Genomic DNA, 18032 nt, shown 5'->3' on the forward strand with positions numbered 1-18032 from the left:
AGTTAGTTAATTAAAATTTCAGTCCTAATACTATTATTTCCTCATCAAATGAGTTTACTTCCCAAGAAATCTGAATTAGATTGCTCTTATCTCCCCACGACCTTATAATTTGCCCTTTTTCATACTTTGATAATTCCGTAAGCCTTTCCCGATTGATAATTTCAATTGAAGGCCCAAATGCCTTCGTGCATTTATCTATCAGCAATTGCAACTCTGCATACATAATACCATTTCTGCTATCTCTAGATCTAAACAATTGAATAGTCATTTCGTCTAATTCTACTTGAATTCTGTCGAAATAATTAAAAAACGGATATAAAGATTGGACTATTTGTCTTTTAGAAAAAATATAGTTATCAACTACTAACCCTGTTTTCAAAGAATGTTTTAGCCCCAATTTAAATGAATTTAAATCATCTTCATTTTTCAATAGAAGACAAGCTCTACCAATAAAATCTTTCGATGATAAAACTTGAGTTTTAATACCATGTAGTTTATATGTGATAAATGATTTAACTTGCACGCCTTTATCATCCGTAATAAAATAATCAGTGAATGATGCAAAAAACGCGTGAGCTGCATCGTGATATAAATCCATATAGCTATTTGCTTTTACTTTTCTTTTTTTCCAGTCTTTTCTTCTGTAACCCCTAAAGTTTCGAGTCCAACATATGTATTTATGAAATTGGTATATAAATCATCTTTATCAAAACCAGAGGCAATCATGTCGACTAACTCCATAAAGGATTTTTGGAATCCAGTTTCTTTCATCTTCTGATCAAAATCAAATGAACATTTGTCGTAACTATAGCCATCCCTATTTATAAACGAAGCAAGATGTTTCTGGTGGTTTCTAAATGCTTTTGAGTCTGTAAGTGAGGAACCGAAATTTGGTAGTAATTTAATTATATCTAAAAGCGTTTTTATGTCCTTGATATTACCCAATTTATCTTTCAAATCTACGGGCAGATTTTCTAGATTGAAGTCGGATAAATCTAATAAGGGAATATCGAAAAGTGGTTTTATCAAATTAAATACTCGTTATCTTCTGTGTTTAAAAGGTTATTAATATAATCAACTGGGTCTTTGAGGTAATTTTCTTGTGCAGCAAAGTCATGACTATTGTAAGCTTCGGTAGGAGTTGCTAACAAGAAATTGATCTTTTTATAGATATGATAACGACAAATATAATTGTTGTTGACATACCGCTCCATTAATGTTAGATCTTCATTTCGATAATGCTCATTTGATTTTGAGAGATCGTCGAGATGTGCTTCTGAGAAAAGAAATAAGCATATGTCACTTAAAGACTCCATAGCATCGTATACCTCTTTGTTGAATTGGTTAGAGGTACTTTTTGCTTTTCTAAAGATATTACTGTCACAATAAATTCTCATTTCTTTGGTATTATTTATATGGTCAATATTTAGTAATTCAATTTAATTATAATTCTAATATGAAGACCTGTCCCCTCGAAAATCAGATATATTAATGTATTTTAGATGATGAAGTTGTGGCTAATTTGGTTATTGGAATATGGGAACAGATTCAAAATTTAAAATATTTGATAAATTTTCTAAAGATTTGACTGGAACTCTTCAGAAGTTTCAATTGAGTTTTACAGACGAAAACGGTGATAAAATCGATCTTCACGATCATTATATTTGTCCTTTATCTTTAAGAGTTTACAGTCGAAAGGACATCGATAAGCTTTCAATTGAGCACGTTCCCCAACATAGTTTAAATGGTAAACCGTTAATCCTGACTGATAAAGAGTTCAATAATAACGATGGTGGAACCAAAGATAAAAAGATACTTAATTACTTTAAGTATAGAAATTTTCAGGATGGAGTTGGACCAATAGATGCAAAATTTTATGTGCCTGATATAATTAATGGTGCACTATCTGGCAAACTATATAATGGGCCAGTAAAAGATGGAAAAGTGGAAGTTAAATTCGGTTTTCCAAATAAAACTGTGAATATGTTAAAAGAGAGAGGGCCTATAGAGAATTGGTCTGGGGTGAAGTTGAGGTTTAAAGTTGATTATAGTCCAGAAATCAATAAAAGTGTGTTATTAAAAGCAGCATATCTGATCGCATTTTCCAAGATCGGATATCGTTTATTGTTTAATTTTCAAGGTATAAAAAGTAATTCTTACTGGCTTATAATAAAAGAACTAAAAAAAAGCAGTTTGTGCAGACTTTCCATTAATATTTACTGATACTTTAGGAATGAATATGCCTGACAATATCGGAATTGTAGAAAATGAAACATTTAAATTACTAGTGACAAAGGTTTGTTATAATTTGGCTGGTAAGGAATATATTTACCATATAATTCTTCCCCATCCGGACGATCAGAATCTCAATCATTTGATCGATTTTAAAAATATTTATATTAAGCAGGAACAGATGATGAAGGTAAGAAACTTGAATGTGGATTATTTACTTGATTAAGAAATACAAGTTTGGTTATAGACTTTAAATTATTTGGAATTTATATGTTTACTAATAACAGTAATGAACGTGAAGTATTGTCTTCACTTGTTAACTGCAAATTCGAGATTGACTTAGTATTCGTAAAACTGAATTGTGATGGGACTGAGATCAGCGGCAAGGGCGTATTATATATAAAAGAAGATGGACAGTTCTATTTAAAATTTTTTAACGATCATTATTTTGGAGATGGAGAAAGGTTTGAACATTTGCTTTCTCTGCCAATGAATAAGACACCTATTTACAGTTTTGCTGGAAATGATGAAAATGATAAAAAATATTCTTGTAATTATCTCTTCTCGGGTTCGCCTGTTTTAAACGTCACTGAATTCAAATTAAGCGGGAAAATTGAGATGGATTTTCCTTTTAGCTATAATTCAAAAATTGTATTTTCTGGAGAATATAACTTACCAATGGATAGAATTTCCCATACCAAAACTACACTTAGTGAAGACTTATGGTATACTGATTATAATCATGTTTGGGAAATTCCGTTGAGGGAAGGCATTACAATTATCTTTAGCAAGTTTAATAGTTATACGGAGGCAATTTTCGTAGGTAGAAATGCAGATCAAGTAAATTATGAGTTTTTAGAAAGAGTTGTGTCAACATTTGATTTTATGACAGGTAAAGAGACTGAACCTATATTAATGAATGTTGGAAAAGAATGCCATTGTTATTATGGACGCAAAAACATGCTACCAGCAGATTCTAAATTTATGTCACCGCTTTCGATGTCCCATAATAGAGGAGATGAGTTTACTAAGAGTAATCATACTGAATTATTTAAGTCATACTTTAATTTCATGGATACTCAAGAAGGAATAATATTACCAGTTATCCACAAAAGGATTGTTTCATCTAGTTGTAGTTATTTATTTGCAATGGGACTTGTGCTAAGTGTTCAAATAGAAAATCTTTGTAAAGAATTCTACTATGATTGGTATGTCAAAGATGAGAAATATACTACAGAGGTGAAAGAAGCCATACAATTTTTAGAAATGCAGTATGGTTGCAAATTTCAAGCTGTTATTGAACGATTAAAAAGTACAATTCCTTCCTCTAATAAAAGGTCCTTGAATGTGAAAAATATATTGAGGAATCTATGTGCTAAAGGAATTATCGATAAAGATCTAATTGACTCTTGGATTTGGATTAGAAATAATACTGCACATGGTGAAAACATATCTGGTGATACTTGGTCAAAATTCTTGGATAAGTCTTTTTCATGTATCAATTTATATTATATACTCATCTTTCGAAAAATTGGATATTTAGGTCATATGCGTTACTACACGGATGCTCATAATAGTAAGATCATTGAATTAAACGTTTAGATTATTGTATTGTCAGTTTACCTAAATAATTACAAATTACCTTCTTCTTTGTTCTTCAAGAAGTTTATTATACTTCTCTAAAAGTTCAAAATATTTTTCTTTCCAGGAATCTTTTTCTTTGATTAATTTTGATTCTTCTATACTACTTGCGCCTATTTTCGGAAGATTTTTACTTTTAATCCATTCACTAAATTCCGGTATTTCCTTAGCGAAATTATAGTCCATGACTTTCGCATACTTATATAGAACTCTAAAAGGCAAGTCACTTCTCGAAATGTGTTTATAGTACGTTGATTGTGATCCATAACCAGCCAATCTTATTAATTCGACCTTTGGCAAAGGATGATTGGTTGCTATATTATCTAAAATTTCTCCGACGTGTTTTTTGCTCATTGTACTAGATTTTTCCAAGTATAAGAACTCGAAAAACGAAGATACCCAAGATCTAAAGCAAAATAAATACTGAAAAATACGTCATTATATTTTGATATTGCGTCTTTTTGTGTTATATTTGTATCATTGTACTGAATTATTAACGATAGGAAGCAATTTGCTCTCTATTTTGAACTTAATTTAAAGAGTCTCGTCAACAGAAACTAGCACTTTTTGAACCGAAACGAGACGACAGGAGTACACCTTGCCCATAAAGAAATCTGTAAATATTGTATATTTGCATTTCTTCAGGGCTGGTTTCCTGTTGGACGTTGTTTCGGGGCCTGTGCTAGTGCCTTGTTGATACTGAAAACAGGAACCGCCCTGTCGATGTTTTAGAGGCTCGTTTAACCAATAAAACGAGGATGAAAAAACAGCTTTACAAAAATTTGAAAAATTCCCCCGAGTAGCTCGGTACGATTCAGCCAGAGATGATCTGGTCACATCAGCTATGGAATTCGAGACGCCCAATTATTTACCTAGTGATACTCATTCAAAAGAATTCTAGCTCCTCCAATTAATCAATTTTATTACACATGGCTTATGGCCTGAAAATGTAGCTGATTCAGTCGGACTGGAATAGCTATGCCTTAAGCTCGCCATTAAAAATCTAATGAATGAAATCCAATTATGCTCACCTAATCCTATTGGATATGGTCATCTATGAGACGCACAGGGAAGAATACGACCCCATTCAGAATGTACAGAATTTCTGGGAGAAATATTCTTTGAACACGATCCTTGAACATATGGTCGCATTGCAACCTAATGTCGACAACACAGAAGGGAATTATAGTATTGATCAATTGTCCTCATTTTCAGTTGATCTTCTGCGAACAACGATAGCTTATTTTATGCTGCATATGGATAAAGTCGATTTGGGTAAAGTCCCAATTTCAACGTCGGTGAACGAAGAAGAATTACAGGCAACAAAGAGAATCTTCGATTTCTTCCAACGCGCATCCGAATCCAATACCAATTCCTAAAATAATGAAAAAATTAACATTGCATTTAATTCGCTTTTTAAAGCCATTGAAGAATACAACATTGCTTCTGACATGCATTGCTGTATTTCATATGTTTAGTTTATCAGCTCAGACGCCCCGCAACGACAGCGGGGCCGATGGGCTTTATATCAATGACCAGGTTCCCGAAGCCTTTTACAATGAGCTGCACCAGATGATCGACTGGTCTACCGGAAAGATCTATAACAAGTCTTTAGATAAAGATAGAAACAAACTTATCATACTGGATTTTTGGGCACACTGGTGTATGCCATGCCTTGGTTCCCTAAAAAATATGAATGAGGAGCTGGTCGGTAAAATAGATACTACGCAGGTAGCCATCATACCCGTCACGTATGAAGGTAATGCCGAAATTCAAGCTGTTCTGAACCGTTTTGCTTGGAAACATCAGTCTGTGATCAACGATTCGATCTTGTCCCGCTACTTTCCACACCAAGCTATCCCACATATGGTCTGGATCTATAAGGGAAAGGTAATAGCAATGCCACGAGCAAATTACGCCACGTTGGAAAATATCAATATGCTGCTTGCTGGAAAAATGCCTTCCGTCTATAACGAGACTGATATCAAGGTAATAGATCCTAATCAGCCTCTCTTTCAGAAGCATAATGCTCCAGCAGCTGTACATTATCAAAAGGATAGCTTTAAAGTTGGTGGCTATGCCGAGGGCTATGCGCAGGTAACTTTTAAAACAGTAAAAACGCCTAATGGTTGGCTCTACTATGGTATCAATATTCCCATCGATCAATTGCTTGTATTTGCCTATCAGGATCTGTTGACTGACAGAATGGATCTTTTAAAAGCGATAAAATATGAGGTTGGACCTGATCTGAAAAGTAAGCTTAAAATTGGACGCCCCAAAATGTATAATAATGACTTTGCTAAAGATTCGATCTATGGTGACTGGCTCAGGAAAAACAGTAGAACCGTTGAATTTCGCGCACCAAAGGGGATAGGAGAGAAAGAAGGTTTAAATCTGTTCCGGCAATACTTAGCTGATTATGCGCTAGCTGAATATCAGCTTGAGATCAGTATTGATCAATCAAAACAATATAAAGTCCCAGTGTTAAAATGTATCGGTAAACCTAAGGGGACAATAGCACTGCTAACAAAGAAAGCGAAGCCTTCTGATCCTGCTTATCGTTATTTCAATGGCCAATATGGAGAGCTTAAATGGTTAGACTATATCAGAACGGGTTTGCCAAGGCTCCCCAATAGGTTGTTTGATGATAATCGCATAGTCGATCAAACTAATTTGCCCAAAGAGCTGCTGGTCCATATGCAATTCCCTACGAATCTTATCGGTAAAGGATCGATGGAATATGTACAAAGCGAACTGAAACGGTACAACCTAAAACTTGAAGTCGGTTTTGAAAAAGTCCCGATCCTCCTGCTCAAGGAAGTTAAAAAACATGCCAATTAACCTTTAAAACAAATGAAAACTATTTTCTATTTTTTTATACTACTATCGTTTCCATTGCTAGCAAGTGCACAGCAAACCCGAAAAATTAGGGTGCTTGACAGCAATGATAGGCCTATCCCAAATGTCAATATTCGGTTGATGCCACAAAATAAGGTGTTAAAGACTGATGACCTTGGTTATTTTTCTTTTGTACAGGATGGGCAAAAGCAGATTGAAGCCTCCGCAATCGGATATAGTAGGCAAATAGTCTCCCTGCTGTTAGATCCGGCAATTGCTGTGATACGCCTGAAAGCCACGTCGGTACAGCTAGATGAAGCCATCGTCAACACAGGATATTATCGTTCGGATAAAAGAAATTTGCCAGGCTCCTTTGTACAGATTGATCAGAAGTTGCTGCAGCGCAACCCCTCTCCAAACATTATAGAGCGACTCGAGGGTATTACCAGTGGGCTTCAATTTGACCGAAGGACAAATTTTAATGAAAACACCATCAAGCCTTCACTGCGACTGCGGGGTGTAGTCTCAATTGAATCTAGTTCAGAACCCTTGATTATTTTGGATAATTTTCCCTATACAGGGGATCTAAACCAGATCAACCCCGATGATATTGAAAATATAACGGTGCTTAAAGATGCTTCTGCAGCAGCAATCTGGGGAGCTAAAGCTGGTAATGGGGTGATCGTACTGACATCCAAAAAGGGGATTAATAATACACCTTTGAAGCTAACCTTTTCAGCGAGCAGTATTTTAAAGGATAGGCCTGATTTATTTTACAATAGAAACTATATCCCCTCCGCGGATCGTGTCGATCTTGAACAAACGCTCTTTGATCGTGGTTTTTACAACCGGGCTAATCCGACTTTACTGCCTGGTGTAGCCGCGCTCAATTTTAAATATAAGGATGGTCTGATTGATCTGTCCACACTGGAACAACAGAAAGAGATCCTGCGGAATAGAGATGTACGCGAGCAAGCTCAAGAACACCTTTACCGGATGTCCTGGCTGCAGCGCTATAATCTCCAGCTTAAAGCTGGTGGATCAGATTTCAATTACCTGCTTTCTGCGGGCTTCGATCAAAATAACCTCAATATCGTGGGGGATCGGGATAGACGCTATACCTTTTCATTGAATACGGAATATAACCTGCTCAAAAAACTGGTACTCAATACCAATATCCGGTTAAATATGAACCAGTCCATCCATAATGGTTACTCGCTCAGCGACCTGAACTATACGCGCAATTTGGATGGTTATACAACCTTTGAGGATGGTGATGGAACGGCGCTTCCCATTAATTACCGCTACCTGTCTTCCTACGTAGAGAGTGCTGAGAAGAATGGCTTGCTTGACTGGTCTTTTAGTCCTATAAAAGATCGAAACCAACAGGATCTGAATGCGACAAACCGGAATCTATTGTTAGGGACAGGCCTTTCTTATGAGATTATCTCGGGATTGAACTTATCGCTCAAATATCAATTTCAGCAAGGAATTAACACAACTCGTAACCTATACAAAAAGGATAGTTACTTGGTACGCGATCTGGTAAACAGATTCACACAAGCGGACGGTACTTATATCATTCCTTTGGGTGCCATATTGGATCAGAACAATGGGAGCGACCAGTCGTACAACTGGCGTGGCCAGCTAAATTACAGCCGTAATTTTCTGAAAAGACATCAGATCAACGCATTGGCAGGAGCAGAGCTGTCCGAGAACAAAACCATTGCCGAAGCTGGAAGCCGTCTCTATGGTTATAACAGCGACAACCTGAGCTATCAGACAAGCTTCGATTATACAAAATACTATCCTGTCCGCCCAGAGGGCAGCGGCTTGATTCCGACCAATACGGCAACAACAATGGAATTGACAAACCGCTATATCTCTTACTACGGCAATCTGAATTATGTATTTGATAAGATGCACACCGTTAGCCTGAGTACCCGATGGGATGCCTCCAATTTATTTGGAGTTAAAACAAATCAAAAAGGTGTGCCGTTATGGTCCATCGGCGTCAATGAGGACCTCAAGAATTCCCTAAAGTTAACGCCAAACTGGATTTCTAGGCTCAACCTGCGGGCTAGTTATGGGGTGACAGGAAATGTGGTCAACAAAATCAGTGCTTTGCCAACGGCTTATGTGGCAACTTTCGTCTTCCCAAATTCATTGCCGAGCGCTACTTTATCCAGTGCAGGAAACCCCAGTTTAAAGTGGGAGCGGATAAATATCATTAATCTGGGACTCGACTTTGCTGTGCTGAACGGAAGAATTCGCGGAACGATTGATTATTATTCAAAAGATGGAAACGATCTGATCGGCGAATCTTTTTTGGACCCAACAACCGGAATCTTTACGTCAAATGGTGTGTCAAATGTTGACAATAGGATCAACTATGCCAATATGATTACCAAGGGGCTAGATCTCAATCTGAGCGCAAACATTATACAGGGCAATTTTAGATGGGATGCTAACCTATTGTGGAGCTATACGACTAATAAGGTGACCAACTACATGGCAAACAGTGCGGTCAAAACGAGCAGCTTTGTATCGTCTCCAAGACCTCGGGAGGGGCATTCGTTGGACGAAATATACGCGTACCCTTTTGGTGGACTGGATCCGGCTACTGGAATGGTACTAACCCCGCGTGGAGACAAGGATTATACAGGTTATTTTAATAGCATCTCTATAGACGACCTCATTTTAGTAGGGCGAAGTTTTCCGCCATATCAGGGAAGTATACGCAATACATTTACTTATAAAAACTTTGGTCTGAGCTTTTTGATCCAATGGAAAAATGGCTTCTATTTTAGACGGAAATCCATTGACTATGCGAAGCTTTTTCAAAATAGCATTGGCAATATCGACTACCTCGATCGTTGGCAAAAACCGGGGGATGAACACACAACGATAGTACCTGCTTTACCAAGCGATGTAAACGCCAATCGGGATAGTTATTATGCAAATGTAAGTCCATTGGTAGTCAGTATCCGGCCTATGAACTACAGGTCTGCTGATTTTTTGAAGTTCTGAGGATATAGATCCTTTAAGTTTTTATGGTTTATTGACATGATGTTTTCCAAGGTATGCTTTAACCACTGGAAAGGGTTCACCTCATGCTTTTTACAGCTAGCAAAGAATGAGTAGATCATCGCCGCACGCTGTGCTGCTTCATGGCTTCCTGCGAAGAGGTAGTTTTTTCGTCCCAGTGCAACGGGGCGAATGGCATTCTCGATAAGATTATTGTCTATGTGCAGATTTCCATCATACAGGTATGCTGATAGCGCATCCCATCTAGCGTATGCATACGCCATAGCTTTACCGATCTGACTTTTAGGCAATGTGCTTTTTATCTCTTCAAAGATCCATTTGCCCAGCTCGTTAATAATAGGTAAGGATTCGGTCAATCGAAGTTCTTTGATCTGCTCTGCGCTTAGATTTTCGTGTTTGGCTTTCCGCTCAATGGCATAAAGCTTCTGGATCATTAGCAATGCCTTTTCAGCTCTTGCTTTATCATTATCCAATGCTTTTTCAAACTCACGGCGTGCGTGCGCCCAACAGGCCAAGTGCGTCACTTCCTTCTTTTTGCCATACTTTTCGTATACAGTATAGCCATCGGTCTGGAGATAACCCTTAAAGTTTCCAAGCATAGGCACAGCGGCAATGCCACCACGGGTAGGGCTATAATCAAACAGCACGGTTCCCTCCAATGGAGCGTGGTACACCCAATAATAGCCTTGATGGGCAGCGCCTTTTTTATCGCTGTCCAATACTTTTATTGGGGTTTCATCAACCTGTAAATAACCCTGTGATTTGGTCTGGAAGACGAGTTGTTCATAGAGTGGTTCCAGTTTCTCCAAGGCTTGTCTGGCCCATCCTTCGATTGTTGAGGAAGCTATCTGTATATTTTCTCTGGCAAAGATCTGTTTCTGTCGGTATAGCGGGAGATGATCTTGATATTTACCGGTAAGGATCATCGCAAGCAGGCTCGGCCCAGGGATTCCTTTGTCGATTACACGCTCGGGAAGCTCGGCAATGGCCACGGCAGATTTATCTTTGGCAGCATATTTATAACGGATGTAACGTTTGATATAGAACCTTGCAGGTTCGCATTCCAATTCTTCCGTAATTTCTTTACCGATATAAACCATTTGGGATAGATCACCTTCGGGATGGATTTCAACCTCTTCTACAGGGAGGTGGGCAGGTAATTTAGCACGTCCTTTATGATTAGGTCGTTTACGTACATACTCGATCTTTTCTTTGATTTCCTCCTGTTGCTGTATAACTTCGGCCGGCGCTGCTTCAAAGGGAAGCATGGTCTGATTTGGATCGCCTTCGAATCGCTCACGCTTCTGCCCGAACTGCATACGCTTGTACATAGCGAGTTGGGACTCTAGGTAATCTATCTTTTCATCTCTTTCAACAAGGGCTTGGTCACGACTGGAAATGACCTTGATAAGGTCTTCTTTTGAGAGATTTTCCAGTGCTGTTTCCATACCCTAAAGATACGGAATTACCCGCGCTCATGCAATTAAATGCCGCTTTTAAGGCAAAGTAAAACGTCTTTTTTGAATACTTTTTACGACCTGTATCCCCTCAATCATCAGCACCAGATCACTCCATGACAACTCTCCGTTTTTTATACTGGGCGGTACGAAAGTACCGCTCTCCAGCCGTTTGTAATACAGCACAAAGCCACCCTTCTCCCAATGTAACAGCTTCACGTGCGTACGGCTACGGTTTAGGAACACAAAAACCTCCCCACTGGTAGCTTGCCGCTGCATTCCTGAACTGATCAGTCCACAAAGTCCATCAAAAGACTTCCTCATATCGCAAAAACCATCATAAAGATAAAACCTATGCGATGAGCCTAGCGCAAACATCAGTACAGACGGATCAATTGAGAGAGAAGTCCAAGATCATTTTCTACCTTTATACGTACACCATTGGGATAAATTACCTCAACTTCACTTTTTCTGCAGGCCTTGTCGATGGATATAAAACTCCCCGCAGACGAAACGTTTTCTTTACTGCGCGAATACCAATAATAAAAGGTGGCCTCATTTATCCCTTTTTCTGCGCAGTATCGTTTCTTGCTTATACCGCTTTGTTGCCAGTCTGCTATCAGGGCAAACATCTGTATTCTTTTTTCTTCTTTGCTCATTTAGCAAAGCTCCGCATTATACATCGCTCAGAAAATATGTACTTGGTAGGGCGGATACGGTAGTCAAGGGCGACTTTATCAAGCTCTCTGATATTCGTCTGGATTATAACTTCGCATTCAAAAGCGGGAGGGCCGCCAATATGGGATTATTTGCGCAGTACAATGGTGGGTTGATCCTATATCGTTCCAATAAATTTGGCATTGATCCGGATGCGGTCAATTCAAGTTATCCGATTCCCAATGCATATTCGATAGGTATTCATTTAAATTATTAAATCATGAAAAGACTTTTGAGTTTACTTTGTCTCTTATTTTTATGGGGTTGTAACCCCGGTTTTTTGGATGTAAAGAACAACAAATCGCAGTTAGTACCATCGACTTTGACCGATTTCGAAATGTTGCTCAATAAGTACACGGTTATGAATACATCCACGGGAAATGGTCTAGGTATTGCCAGTGGTGATGAAATCGCTGTTGATGATAATATCTGGCTGGCATTGAAAAAGCTACAGGATAAAAATGCCTATGTCTGGAGCAAAGATCTTTTTGAAGGTGAGGATGTGCCCGATTGGAACAATCCATATCAGACGGTTTTATATGCTAACCTTGTACTCGATGGATTGCAAAAATTGAAAGGCAAAGAGCAGGATGAAAGCACGCGACTTAAACTGGAAGGCTACGCCCTATTTTTTAGGGCGAAATCATTTTTTACTTTGGCAATGCATTTTGCTGCTCCGTGGGGAGATACTGACAACGAAATATTTGGAATCCCATTGCGGCTGGATTATGATCCGACGTTAATTTCTAAAAGGGCAACCGTAACAGAGACTTATGCACAGATTGAACGTGATTTGCTGCAAGCGCTAGATCAATTGCCCAAACAGGTGCCTGTATTGTATCTACCCAATCGGGCGTGTGCTATGATCATGCTTGCCAGGGTATATCTCGTTAAAAGTGATTATGAAAAAGCATTGAATTACGCCAATATGGCTTTAAACGAAGGGTATTCATTATTGGACTATAATAGTATTACACCTGGTGTTAGCTATACTTTCCCGGCAAGTGGAATAGGCAATAAGGAGTTTTTACTTTTTGAAAATGTTAATCAAGTTGAATATTTTTCCAAAACAAAATTGATCGTTCCGACCTCTTTTGTCGATTTGTTCGATAGTAATGATCTGCGCAAAAGCTATTTCTTTACTAAGGTTGGAAACCTGTATCAATATAAGGGATCGTATCTTGGTTCTGCTTCACTCTTTACAGGAATAGCGCTTGACGAAGCTTATCTGATCAAAGCAGAATGCTTAGTGCGTTTAGGAAAAGTCAATGATGGATTGCAGGCCGTTAATGAGCTCCTAAAATATAGGTACAAACCAGGGGCAGCACCCGAGTATAAAGATATGACGCAGGCTCAAGCATTGGCACTAGTGCTGTTGGAACGGCGGAAAGAATTGTATCTAAGAGGACATCGCTGGTATGATCTAAGGAGGCTCAATCGGGAAGATAATCTTAAGATAGACCTAAAGCGGACGGTGAATGGAATAGAGTATAGTCTTCCAGCAAGGGATAGGAGGTATACTTTTCCAGTTCCTGAGGAAGTCATTATAAAATCTGATGTGCTGCAGTTTAAACGGTAAAAAATAGGCTCCATCATAAATTTGATGGAGCCAATAATCAAGACATGAAAAACAAAATTATGATGTATCTATTGTTCTGGTTTGTAGGTCAGATCACTTGTGATCTGAACGTTCGACAATTGTGATGCTTCATCAACTGTTAACCCTGATAGGTCGTGATTATCGGGGTTTTCAATAAAGCGTGCACAGCGCATGTCATCGGGAGTTGCGTTACATTGACCCGACAAGGTTGGATCTGTAATTGCACTTCCTAATACATCATCACTTGGATTGGATGCATTTGTTGTAATCTGATACCAAGACGATGACACTTTTTTCTCAGCATTTTTAAAACTGTTAAATCCGATAAAGGATGCCATTGCAACGACCACAGCTACTGCGGCTTTTGCATTAAATTTTAATGTTTTCATACATTTAGTGTATTTCTGTTTTTTATAATTGTGTTTTCCCCTTTCGATAGGCTATTACGGCCGATCTAGGACGAGAAGCCCTCAGTCTTTTGGCAGACGCGCCCTTCTGCTGAACCAGCCTTGGGCTCAGCTTCCGCTGTAACAGCTATTGCTAATTTCTTTATGAACCTAACTTCGTCATCAATTTCCTCTGATGCGAAATCCTTATCTTTCTATCAAGTAGCAAGCCTGCAATACATGCTATCGCGATCAGTCCGTTGACCCAAAGATGTGCCTTCCAACTGATCGGAAATTCGAGGACACAATCGCAGGGTATACTTCCCCAGGTATCTCGTAAGCCCAAGATCACATAGCTTGAAAAAACAAACATCAGAATGATCGTAAACCAAAAGCCCAATCTTTTAGTTCCTTCAAAAATAAAGAGGGTGCCTGTAGCTAACTGTACGGCGGGTAGGATATACGATAGCATAATGCCATACCCATTGGCAAAAGGTTGTTTGATCATCGAAGTACGGAATTCGGTATAGGTAAATACCTTTTTCGATCCCACATAGATCCATAGACACAGCAAAGCGTAAGTCAATACCTGCAACACAAATTCCTGCGGATGCTTCCTGATGTACGAAAGCACCCCAGTAAATTTGTGCCCTAACCAACTACGTGACCTTACGTTTTGAACTGTATCCGCTGCTGTGCCTCCATCATGCTGTAAATATCTTCCGCCTAGTGCCATAATCTATTTTGTTAATCGCTTACTTACATTAGTAAGACTAAATTACAATCATATAGACCCCTCGCGTTAGGCCAAACTTGATTGATCGATAGGCCAAGTTTGATAAGGGCAATTTATAGATAGCCTTGATATTCGGTCAATAAATAAGGATATCCCTTTGGAAATTCACCATAGGCATGGAGGTAGGCGAGCACGATGGGGCACACTTCGCGCAGGTTAAACATTTCGATGATGGCCGGTAGGTCGAGCGGATCAATCGCCGAGCTATCGTAGGTACGGAGTATAGCATTGATATCTGCTTTAACCGATTCACGCCGCTGCTCTTTTTCGTGGGCGTCGAGGTTACTGAATAATAATTCTTGATATACGTTTTGAAGATCGACAACTTGTAAAATCTCATTGTGCCAATAATCGAGCTGAAAGCCATGTTTTAGCAAAATCCGAAATAATACTTCCAGACAATAGTGCAGTTCCATCGCCTCCATGTAGGGCGGCGAAAAGGTAAATACCATCAAATCCGCCCAGTTTTTATCAATTTCTCCATTCTCATGCGCCAATTGGATCACCAGATCTTCCATTGTCATTTCATCGAAATAATACATGTCGCCGTCATGATTCTGATAGAGGTTACTGACAAAAGTGATTTCAGTGAGAATGCAGGAAATTAAGTAAAATAGCTCTAAGTAATCGTAGCCAATCGGTGGAAAGCAGATGTATAAATAATCATCAAGGCTTAATTTTTCTTCGGGCTGATCCACATGCGCGCTAACATCAGAGGAGGAGTCTGTCTCCCATACACTTGCGCTATCACTTTCCAGGTAACAGTCATAAAATAGCTGCCGGCTGTCCATGAGTTCCTGATGAAAGCTGCTTTCCTCCCAACCGCCAGGCGCTAACCGGCTCATCAGCTGCGGCAAAGCATCGTATGCATCTTGAAGGATGGCATGGGTAGTATTAACATCCAGTGTTTTTCTTTCTATAAAATTCATAAGAAAGTCGGTTTAGTTTGATTTTTTATCGCGTCTTTGTTCGAGTTGTTGTTTAAACAGAGCGCTCGTCAAACCGGTCATCTTTTTAATAAATCGGTTCATTTCGCTCGGGCCACTAAATCCGACTTCATGAGCAGTAGTGCCCAGCTTATCGTGCTCCACAATAAGCTGCTCAATATAATCGAGAAGCAGCAGGTTGCGGTAGTCCTTCATACGGATACCGTAAAATTTGTGGAATTCGCGGCTGAGCTGTTGCGCGTCTGTCAGAAACACTGCAGCTACTTCTTTGATCAGCGCTTGAGCACCGCGCTGCAGGATCATGATATCCAGTAGCTGTCGGCAACGCACTGCAAGGTGATTGTTTATGTCATTGTCAACCAGAAGCTTGAACCGGCTTAGATCGATCAGAAAAATCAGGTGTTTGAGCAGGATATGCTCGTTGTTGAGCGTATTGGGGTTGAGTATACTGAACAGGATACACAGGTATTTGACAGTAATGGGGCCCACACGAAAACCCACACTTTTGAGCGAAGTAGTTGACGCCTCTTTTTTTGCCTGAACCAAGTGTTTGAGAAATGAAAATTGTTGAATGGCCGGCGGCCTGAACATACCGGCATCCACGACAAAGCCAACCAGTATATGATGGCCTATAGGTAAATGTAAACGATAATGGCCCGATGCAACGTATAAATAAGCGCCCTCAGAGGGACAAAGCTCAAAACGGAATGCCTGATCCAGCCTTTCCCCACAAATCTGCACCTCGTCCAATAGCGGATAGATGACATGAAGATCGTGCATGTAAACCTCAATCGTCAGATCGGTCGACTCGTTGATCCAGTACTCGTATGCGTAGAGATAAGCATATCGGCCGTCAAAAGTTTGTTCGCTGATCTGATTGTGTATGGATCGCCAATGCCTCTCCTTGGCATGGCGAATGGGGTAACTTAATGGATGTGGAGGATCATCAACGCGCTTATATTCTTTACTGAATACAATTTTGAAGGTTTTTTTCATCTACTAACAACTAGTTATTATATGATTTTATGAAGATCTACTGTAAAGACCAAATAAAATGGTACATAACGGTATTTTTCATGCAAATGACCAAAGTGTAGGGTAGATGACATTTTCAGATTGCACCTGACAGATTTATGCTGTCGTTGTCTTGCAGTTGACCATTTGTACAGTATGTACATTTTTTTTTGAAATCATTTTTCTTTGACGACATCTTTGTTGCCATTGGATCCAATAGAGAGTTTTAAAATTTCTGGCCGGGGAGGGTACAGCCCAAGGCCAGAAAATGGTTCAACAAACGATACGATGAAATGGAGTCAACATGTGATTAAATGTGAAGAGGTATAGATATGCAGCCCTATACCGAATGGGGAGTGTGCTTTTGCGAAAGAAATCACTCCCTTAATTAACCCAATTGATGTCGGCTATGTGAAGGACATACGTAACCGAAAAAAACACGGTATTTTCAGCGGCAATCCTGTAATTTTCTGTTTGTCGTAATATCACCTTCCTGTTTTGAGTCTCAATTAATAATATTTTTGTTTATATTGAAATTAAATAAATATTTTAGGTAAATTTATTTTTCTAAACCTTTTTAAATTATAAAACCTTTGTTTTAATGAAATCGCATGGATAAGTTAAATTATAGACTATTGATCGTTGATGATAATCCAGACTCGTTGGTGTATATTTTAATGTCATTGAAGGAACTTCCTTTTATCAATGACGACATCAAAATTGTTCAAAAGCCCATAGAAGCCCTCAACTACCTAAAAGAAAATGAGGTCGATGTGTTGATGCTAGGTATGGATCTTGGCGATAAGGAGATTGATGGGATCAAATTGGCCAGTTTGATTCCCAATCCTCCCGTCATGGTTGCCTGTTCAGCACATACAGATTATGTATTTAAAGCAAATGAGGCTGGTTTTTACACCTATTTCAGTAAAAAGATCAGTTTTAATGTATTGAAGGCCAAAATGGAAGATGTGGTCGAAAAGGTGGATAAGAAATTGCAGGAACAAAGTAGAGAAGTGAAAAGTTTAACGATAAAAGATCTCAATAACGATACGATTCAAATAGACGTTGACCAGATTTTTTATGCGCAAGTAGACAACGATATAATCGATATTTATTTGGAAAAAGATAAGTATCAAGTTAAAGGAAGCCTAGGAGGGCTGCAGGCTAATCTTCCAGCAGCCATGTTTGCACGCCCTCGGATAAATACCTTGGTCAATCTTTCCAAAATTGACCTCTTGCGTTCAGGTGAACTTCATTTTGTCAAACCAAGAAATGGTTTCCCTATTGCGGTGACCCGATCTTATAAAGATAATTTTCGGCATCAATACGAAGTCTATAGACAGAATAATAAATAAA

The 18032-nt window shown here is 39.0% G+C and carries 20 protein-coding genes; 9 read left to right on the forward strand and 11 right to left on the reverse strand.

Annotated features, from left to right (window positions below; all coding sequences use genetic code 11):
• Positions 1–10 precede the first annotated feature (10 nt).
• The 3 genes from QE382_RS08265 to QE382_RS08275 all read right to left on the reverse strand — a co-directional run bounded on the left by QE382_RS08265 (position 11) and on the right by QE382_RS08275 (position 1397).
• Positions 11–598 (reverse strand): hypothetical protein, encoded by a 588-nt coding sequence (locus tag QE382_RS08265; RefSeq protein ID WP_307185465.1) that lies wholly within the window; start codon positions 596–598, stop codon positions 11–13.
• A gap of 14 nt (positions 599–612) precedes the next feature.
• Positions 613–957 (reverse strand): hypothetical protein, encoded by a 345-nt coding sequence (locus QE382_RS08270; RefSeq protein WP_307185466.1) that lies wholly within the window; start codon positions 955–957, stop codon positions 613–615.
• Between the two features lie 68 nt (positions 958–1025).
• Positions 1026–1397, reverse strand: a complete 372-nt coding sequence (locus QE382_RS08275) for a hypothetical protein (RefSeq protein ID WP_307185467.1) — start codon at positions 1395–1397, stop codon at positions 1026–1028.
• Between the two features lie 139 nt (positions 1398–1536).
• Between QE382_RS08275 and QE382_RS08280 the strand changes: the two genes are divergently transcribed.
• Genes QE382_RS08280 through QE382_RS08290 form a run of 3 tightly spaced genes read left to right on the forward strand, consistent with a single transcriptional unit; the run spans position 1537 to position 3834 of the window.
• Positions 1537–2223: a hypothetical protein gene (locus tag QE382_RS08280; protein WP_307185468.1), complete on the forward strand. Its 687-nt coding sequence runs from the start codon at positions 1537–1539 to the stop codon at positions 2221–2223.
• Positions 2224–2239: 16 nt separating this feature from the next.
• On the forward strand, positions 2240–2458 hold the full coding sequence (locus QE382_RS08285) for a hypothetical protein (RefSeq protein ID WP_307185469.1): 219 nt from the start codon (positions 2240–2242) through the stop codon (positions 2456–2458).
• A 44-nt stretch (positions 2459–2502) separates the two neighbouring features.
• Complete coding sequence (locus QE382_RS08290; protein ID WP_307185470.1) at positions 2503–3834, forward strand: hypothetical protein; 1332 nt, start codon at positions 2503–2505, stop codon at positions 3832–3834.
• Positions 3835–3870: 36 nt separating this feature from the next.
• On the opposite strand, the gene QE382_RS08295 is transcribed toward QE382_RS08290, so the two are convergent.
• Positions 3871–4227, reverse strand: a complete 357-nt coding sequence (locus tag QE382_RS08295; RefSeq protein ID WP_307185471.1) for a hypothetical protein — start codon at positions 4225–4227, stop codon at positions 3871–3873.
• 656 nt (positions 4228–4883) lie between these two features.
• Here QE382_RS08295 and QE382_RS08300 point away from each other — a divergent pair.
• From QE382_RS08300 to QE382_RS08310, 3 genes are read left to right on the forward strand one after another with little or no spacing between them, the layout of a single operon-like run.
• The gene (locus tag QE382_RS08300) at positions 4884–5252 is read left to right on the forward strand and encodes a hypothetical protein (RefSeq protein WP_307185472.1); all 369 of its coding nucleotides are present in this window, start codon (positions 4884–4886) and stop codon (positions 5250–5252) included.
• Positions 5253–5256: 4 nt separating this feature from the next.
• A complete protein-coding gene (locus QE382_RS08305) occupies positions 5257–6714 on the forward strand; it encodes a TlpA family protein disulfide reductase (RefSeq protein WP_307185473.1) in 1458 nt (485 codons plus the stop codon).
• Positions 6715–6726: 12 nt separating this feature from the next.
• Positions 6727–9741, forward strand: a complete 3015-nt coding sequence (locus QE382_RS08310; protein ID WP_307185474.1) for a SusC/RagA family TonB-linked outer membrane protein — start codon at positions 6727–6729, stop codon at positions 9739–9741.
• On the opposite strand, the gene tnpC is transcribed toward QE382_RS08310, so the two are convergent.
• The 3 genes from tnpC to tnpA are packed head-to-tail and all read right to left on the reverse strand — an operon-like array spanning position 9711 to position 11875.
• Positions 9711–11207 carry an IS66 family transposase gene (gene tnpC, locus QE382_RS08315; protein ID WP_307185126.1) on the reverse strand — a complete coding sequence of 499 codons (1497 nt, stop codon included), beginning with the start codon at positions 11205–11207 and terminating at the stop codon, positions 9711–9713. The genes QE382_RS08310 and tnpC overlap by 31 nt on opposite strands.
• Before the next feature lie 48 nt (positions 11208–11255).
• Complete coding sequence (tnpB, locus tag QE382_RS08320; protein WP_307185127.1) at positions 11256–11594, reverse strand: IS66 family insertion sequence element accessory protein TnpB; 339 nt, start codon at positions 11592–11594, stop codon at positions 11256–11258.
• Complete coding sequence (gene tnpA, locus QE382_RS08325) at positions 11594–11875, reverse strand: IS66 family insertion sequence element accessory protein TnpA (RefSeq protein WP_307185128.1); 282 nt, start codon at positions 11873–11875, stop codon at positions 11594–11596. The genes tnpB and tnpA overlap by 1 nt, the downstream gene beginning before the upstream one ends.
• 140 nt (positions 11876–12015) lie before the next feature.
• Between tnpA and QE382_RS08330 the strand changes: the two genes are divergently transcribed.
• Positions 12016–12150, forward strand: coding sequence for a hypothetical protein (locus tag QE382_RS08330; protein ID WP_307185475.1), 135 nt, complete (start codon positions 12016–12018; stop codon positions 12148–12150).
• A gap of 3 nt (positions 12151–12153) precedes the next feature.
• Complete coding sequence (locus tag QE382_RS08335) at positions 12154–13512, forward strand: RagB/SusD family nutrient uptake outer membrane protein (RefSeq protein WP_307185476.1); 1359 nt, start codon at positions 12154–12156, stop codon at positions 13510–13512.
• A gap of 68 nt (positions 13513–13580) precedes the next feature.
• On the opposite strand, the gene QE382_RS08340 is transcribed toward QE382_RS08335, so the two are convergent.
• The 4 genes from QE382_RS08340 to QE382_RS08355 form a co-directional block, all read right to left on the reverse strand.
• Entirely contained in the window at positions 13581–13922 is a 342-nt protein-coding gene (locus QE382_RS08340; RefSeq protein ID WP_307185477.1) for a hypothetical protein, read from the reverse strand.
• A 160-nt stretch (positions 13923–14082) separates the two neighbouring features.
• Entirely contained in the window at positions 14083–14655 is a 573-nt protein-coding gene (locus QE382_RS08345) for a MauE/DoxX family redox-associated membrane protein (RefSeq protein WP_307185478.1), read from the reverse strand.
• 113 nt (positions 14656–14768) lie between these two features.
• A complete protein-coding gene (locus QE382_RS08350) occupies positions 14769–15644 on the reverse strand; it encodes a hypothetical protein (protein ID WP_307185479.1) in 876 nt (291 codons plus the stop codon).
• A 12-nt stretch (positions 15645–15656) separates the two neighbouring features.
• Positions 15657–16658, reverse strand: a complete 1002-nt coding sequence (locus QE382_RS08355; protein ID WP_307185480.1) for a helix-turn-helix domain-containing protein — start codon at positions 16656–16658, stop codon at positions 15657–15659.
• A 629-nt stretch (positions 16659–17287) separates the two neighbouring features.
• Between QE382_RS08355 and QE382_RS08360 the strand changes: the two genes are divergently transcribed.
• Positions 17288–18031, forward strand: coding sequence for a LytR/AlgR family response regulator transcription factor (locus tag QE382_RS08360; protein ID WP_307185481.1), 744 nt, complete (start codon positions 17288–17290; stop codon positions 18029–18031).
• Position 18032: the final 1 nt, after the last annotated feature.

The organism is Sphingobacterium zeae, assembly GCF_030818895.1.
Classification (GTDB): domain Bacteria; phylum Bacteroidota; class Bacteroidia; order Sphingobacteriales; family Sphingobacteriaceae; genus Sphingobacterium; species Sphingobacterium zeae.

Bases quoted from the DNA above. Each gene is read 5' to 3' on its own strand.
- QE382_RS08330 (WP_307185475.1), top strand. From the start codon at position 12,016: ATGGGATTATTTGCGCAGTACAATGGTGGGTTGATCCTATATCGTTCC.
- tnpA (WP_307185128.1), bottom strand. From the start codon at position 11,875: ATGAGCAAAGAAGAAAAAAGAATACAGATGTTTGCCCTGATAGCAGAC.
- QE382_RS08310 (WP_307185474.1), top strand. From the start codon at position 6,727: ATGAAAACTATTTTCTATTTTTTTATACTACTATCGTTTCCATTGCTA.
- QE382_RS08355 (WP_307185480.1), bottom strand. From the start codon at position 16,658: ATGAAAAAAACCTTCAAAATTGTATTCAGTAAAGAATATAAGCGCGTT.
- tnpC (WP_307185126.1), bottom strand. From the start codon at position 11,207: ATGGAAACAGCACTGGAAAATCTCTCAAAAGAAGACCTTATCAAGGTC.
- QE382_RS08360 (WP_307185481.1), top strand. From the start codon at position 17,288: ATGGATAAGTTAAATTATAGACTATTGATCGTTGATGATAATCCAGAC.
- QE382_RS08335 (WP_307185476.1), top strand. From the start codon at position 12,154: ATGAAAAGACTTTTGAGTTTACTTTGTCTCTTATTTTTATGGGGTTGT.
- QE382_RS08275 (WP_307185467.1), bottom strand. From the start codon at position 1,397: ATGAGAATTTATTGTGACAGTAATATCTTTAGAAAAGCAAAAAGTACC.
- QE382_RS08295 (WP_307185471.1), bottom strand. From the start codon at position 4,227: ATGAGCAAAAAACACGTCGGAGAAATTTTAGATAATATAGCAACCAAT.
- tnpB (WP_307185127.1), bottom strand. From the start codon at position 11,594: ATGTTTGCGCTAGGCTCATCGCATAGGTTTTATCTTTATGATGGTTTT.
- QE382_RS08340 (WP_307185477.1), bottom strand. From the start codon at position 13,922: ATGAAAACATTAAAATTTAATGCAAAAGCCGCAGTAGCTGTGGTCGTT.
- QE382_RS08305 (WP_307185473.1), top strand. From the start codon at position 5,257: ATGAAAAAATTAACATTGCATTTAATTCGCTTTTTAAAGCCATTGAAG.
- QE382_RS08345 (WP_307185478.1), bottom strand. From the start codon at position 14,655: ATGGCACTAGGCGGAAGATATTTACAGCATGATGGAGGCACAGCAGCG.
- QE382_RS08300 (WP_307185472.1), top strand. From the start codon at position 4,884: ATGAAATCCAATTATGCTCACCTAATCCTATTGGATATGGTCATCTAT.
- QE382_RS08290 (WP_307185470.1), top strand. From the start codon at position 2,503: ATGTTTACTAATAACAGTAATGAACGTGAAGTATTGTCTTCACTTGTT.
- QE382_RS08265 (WP_307185465.1), bottom strand. From the start codon at position 598: ATGGATTTATATCACGATGCAGCTCACGCGTTTTTTGCATCATTCACT.
- QE382_RS08350 (WP_307185479.1), bottom strand. From the start codon at position 15,644: ATGAATTTTATAGAAAGAAAAACACTGGATGTTAATACTACCCATGCC.
- QE382_RS08280 (WP_307185468.1), top strand. From the start codon at position 1,537: ATGGGAACAGATTCAAAATTTAAAATATTTGATAAATTTTCTAAAGAT.
- QE382_RS08285 (WP_307185469.1), top strand. From the start codon at position 2,240: ATGCCTGACAATATCGGAATTGTAGAAAATGAAACATTTAAATTACTA.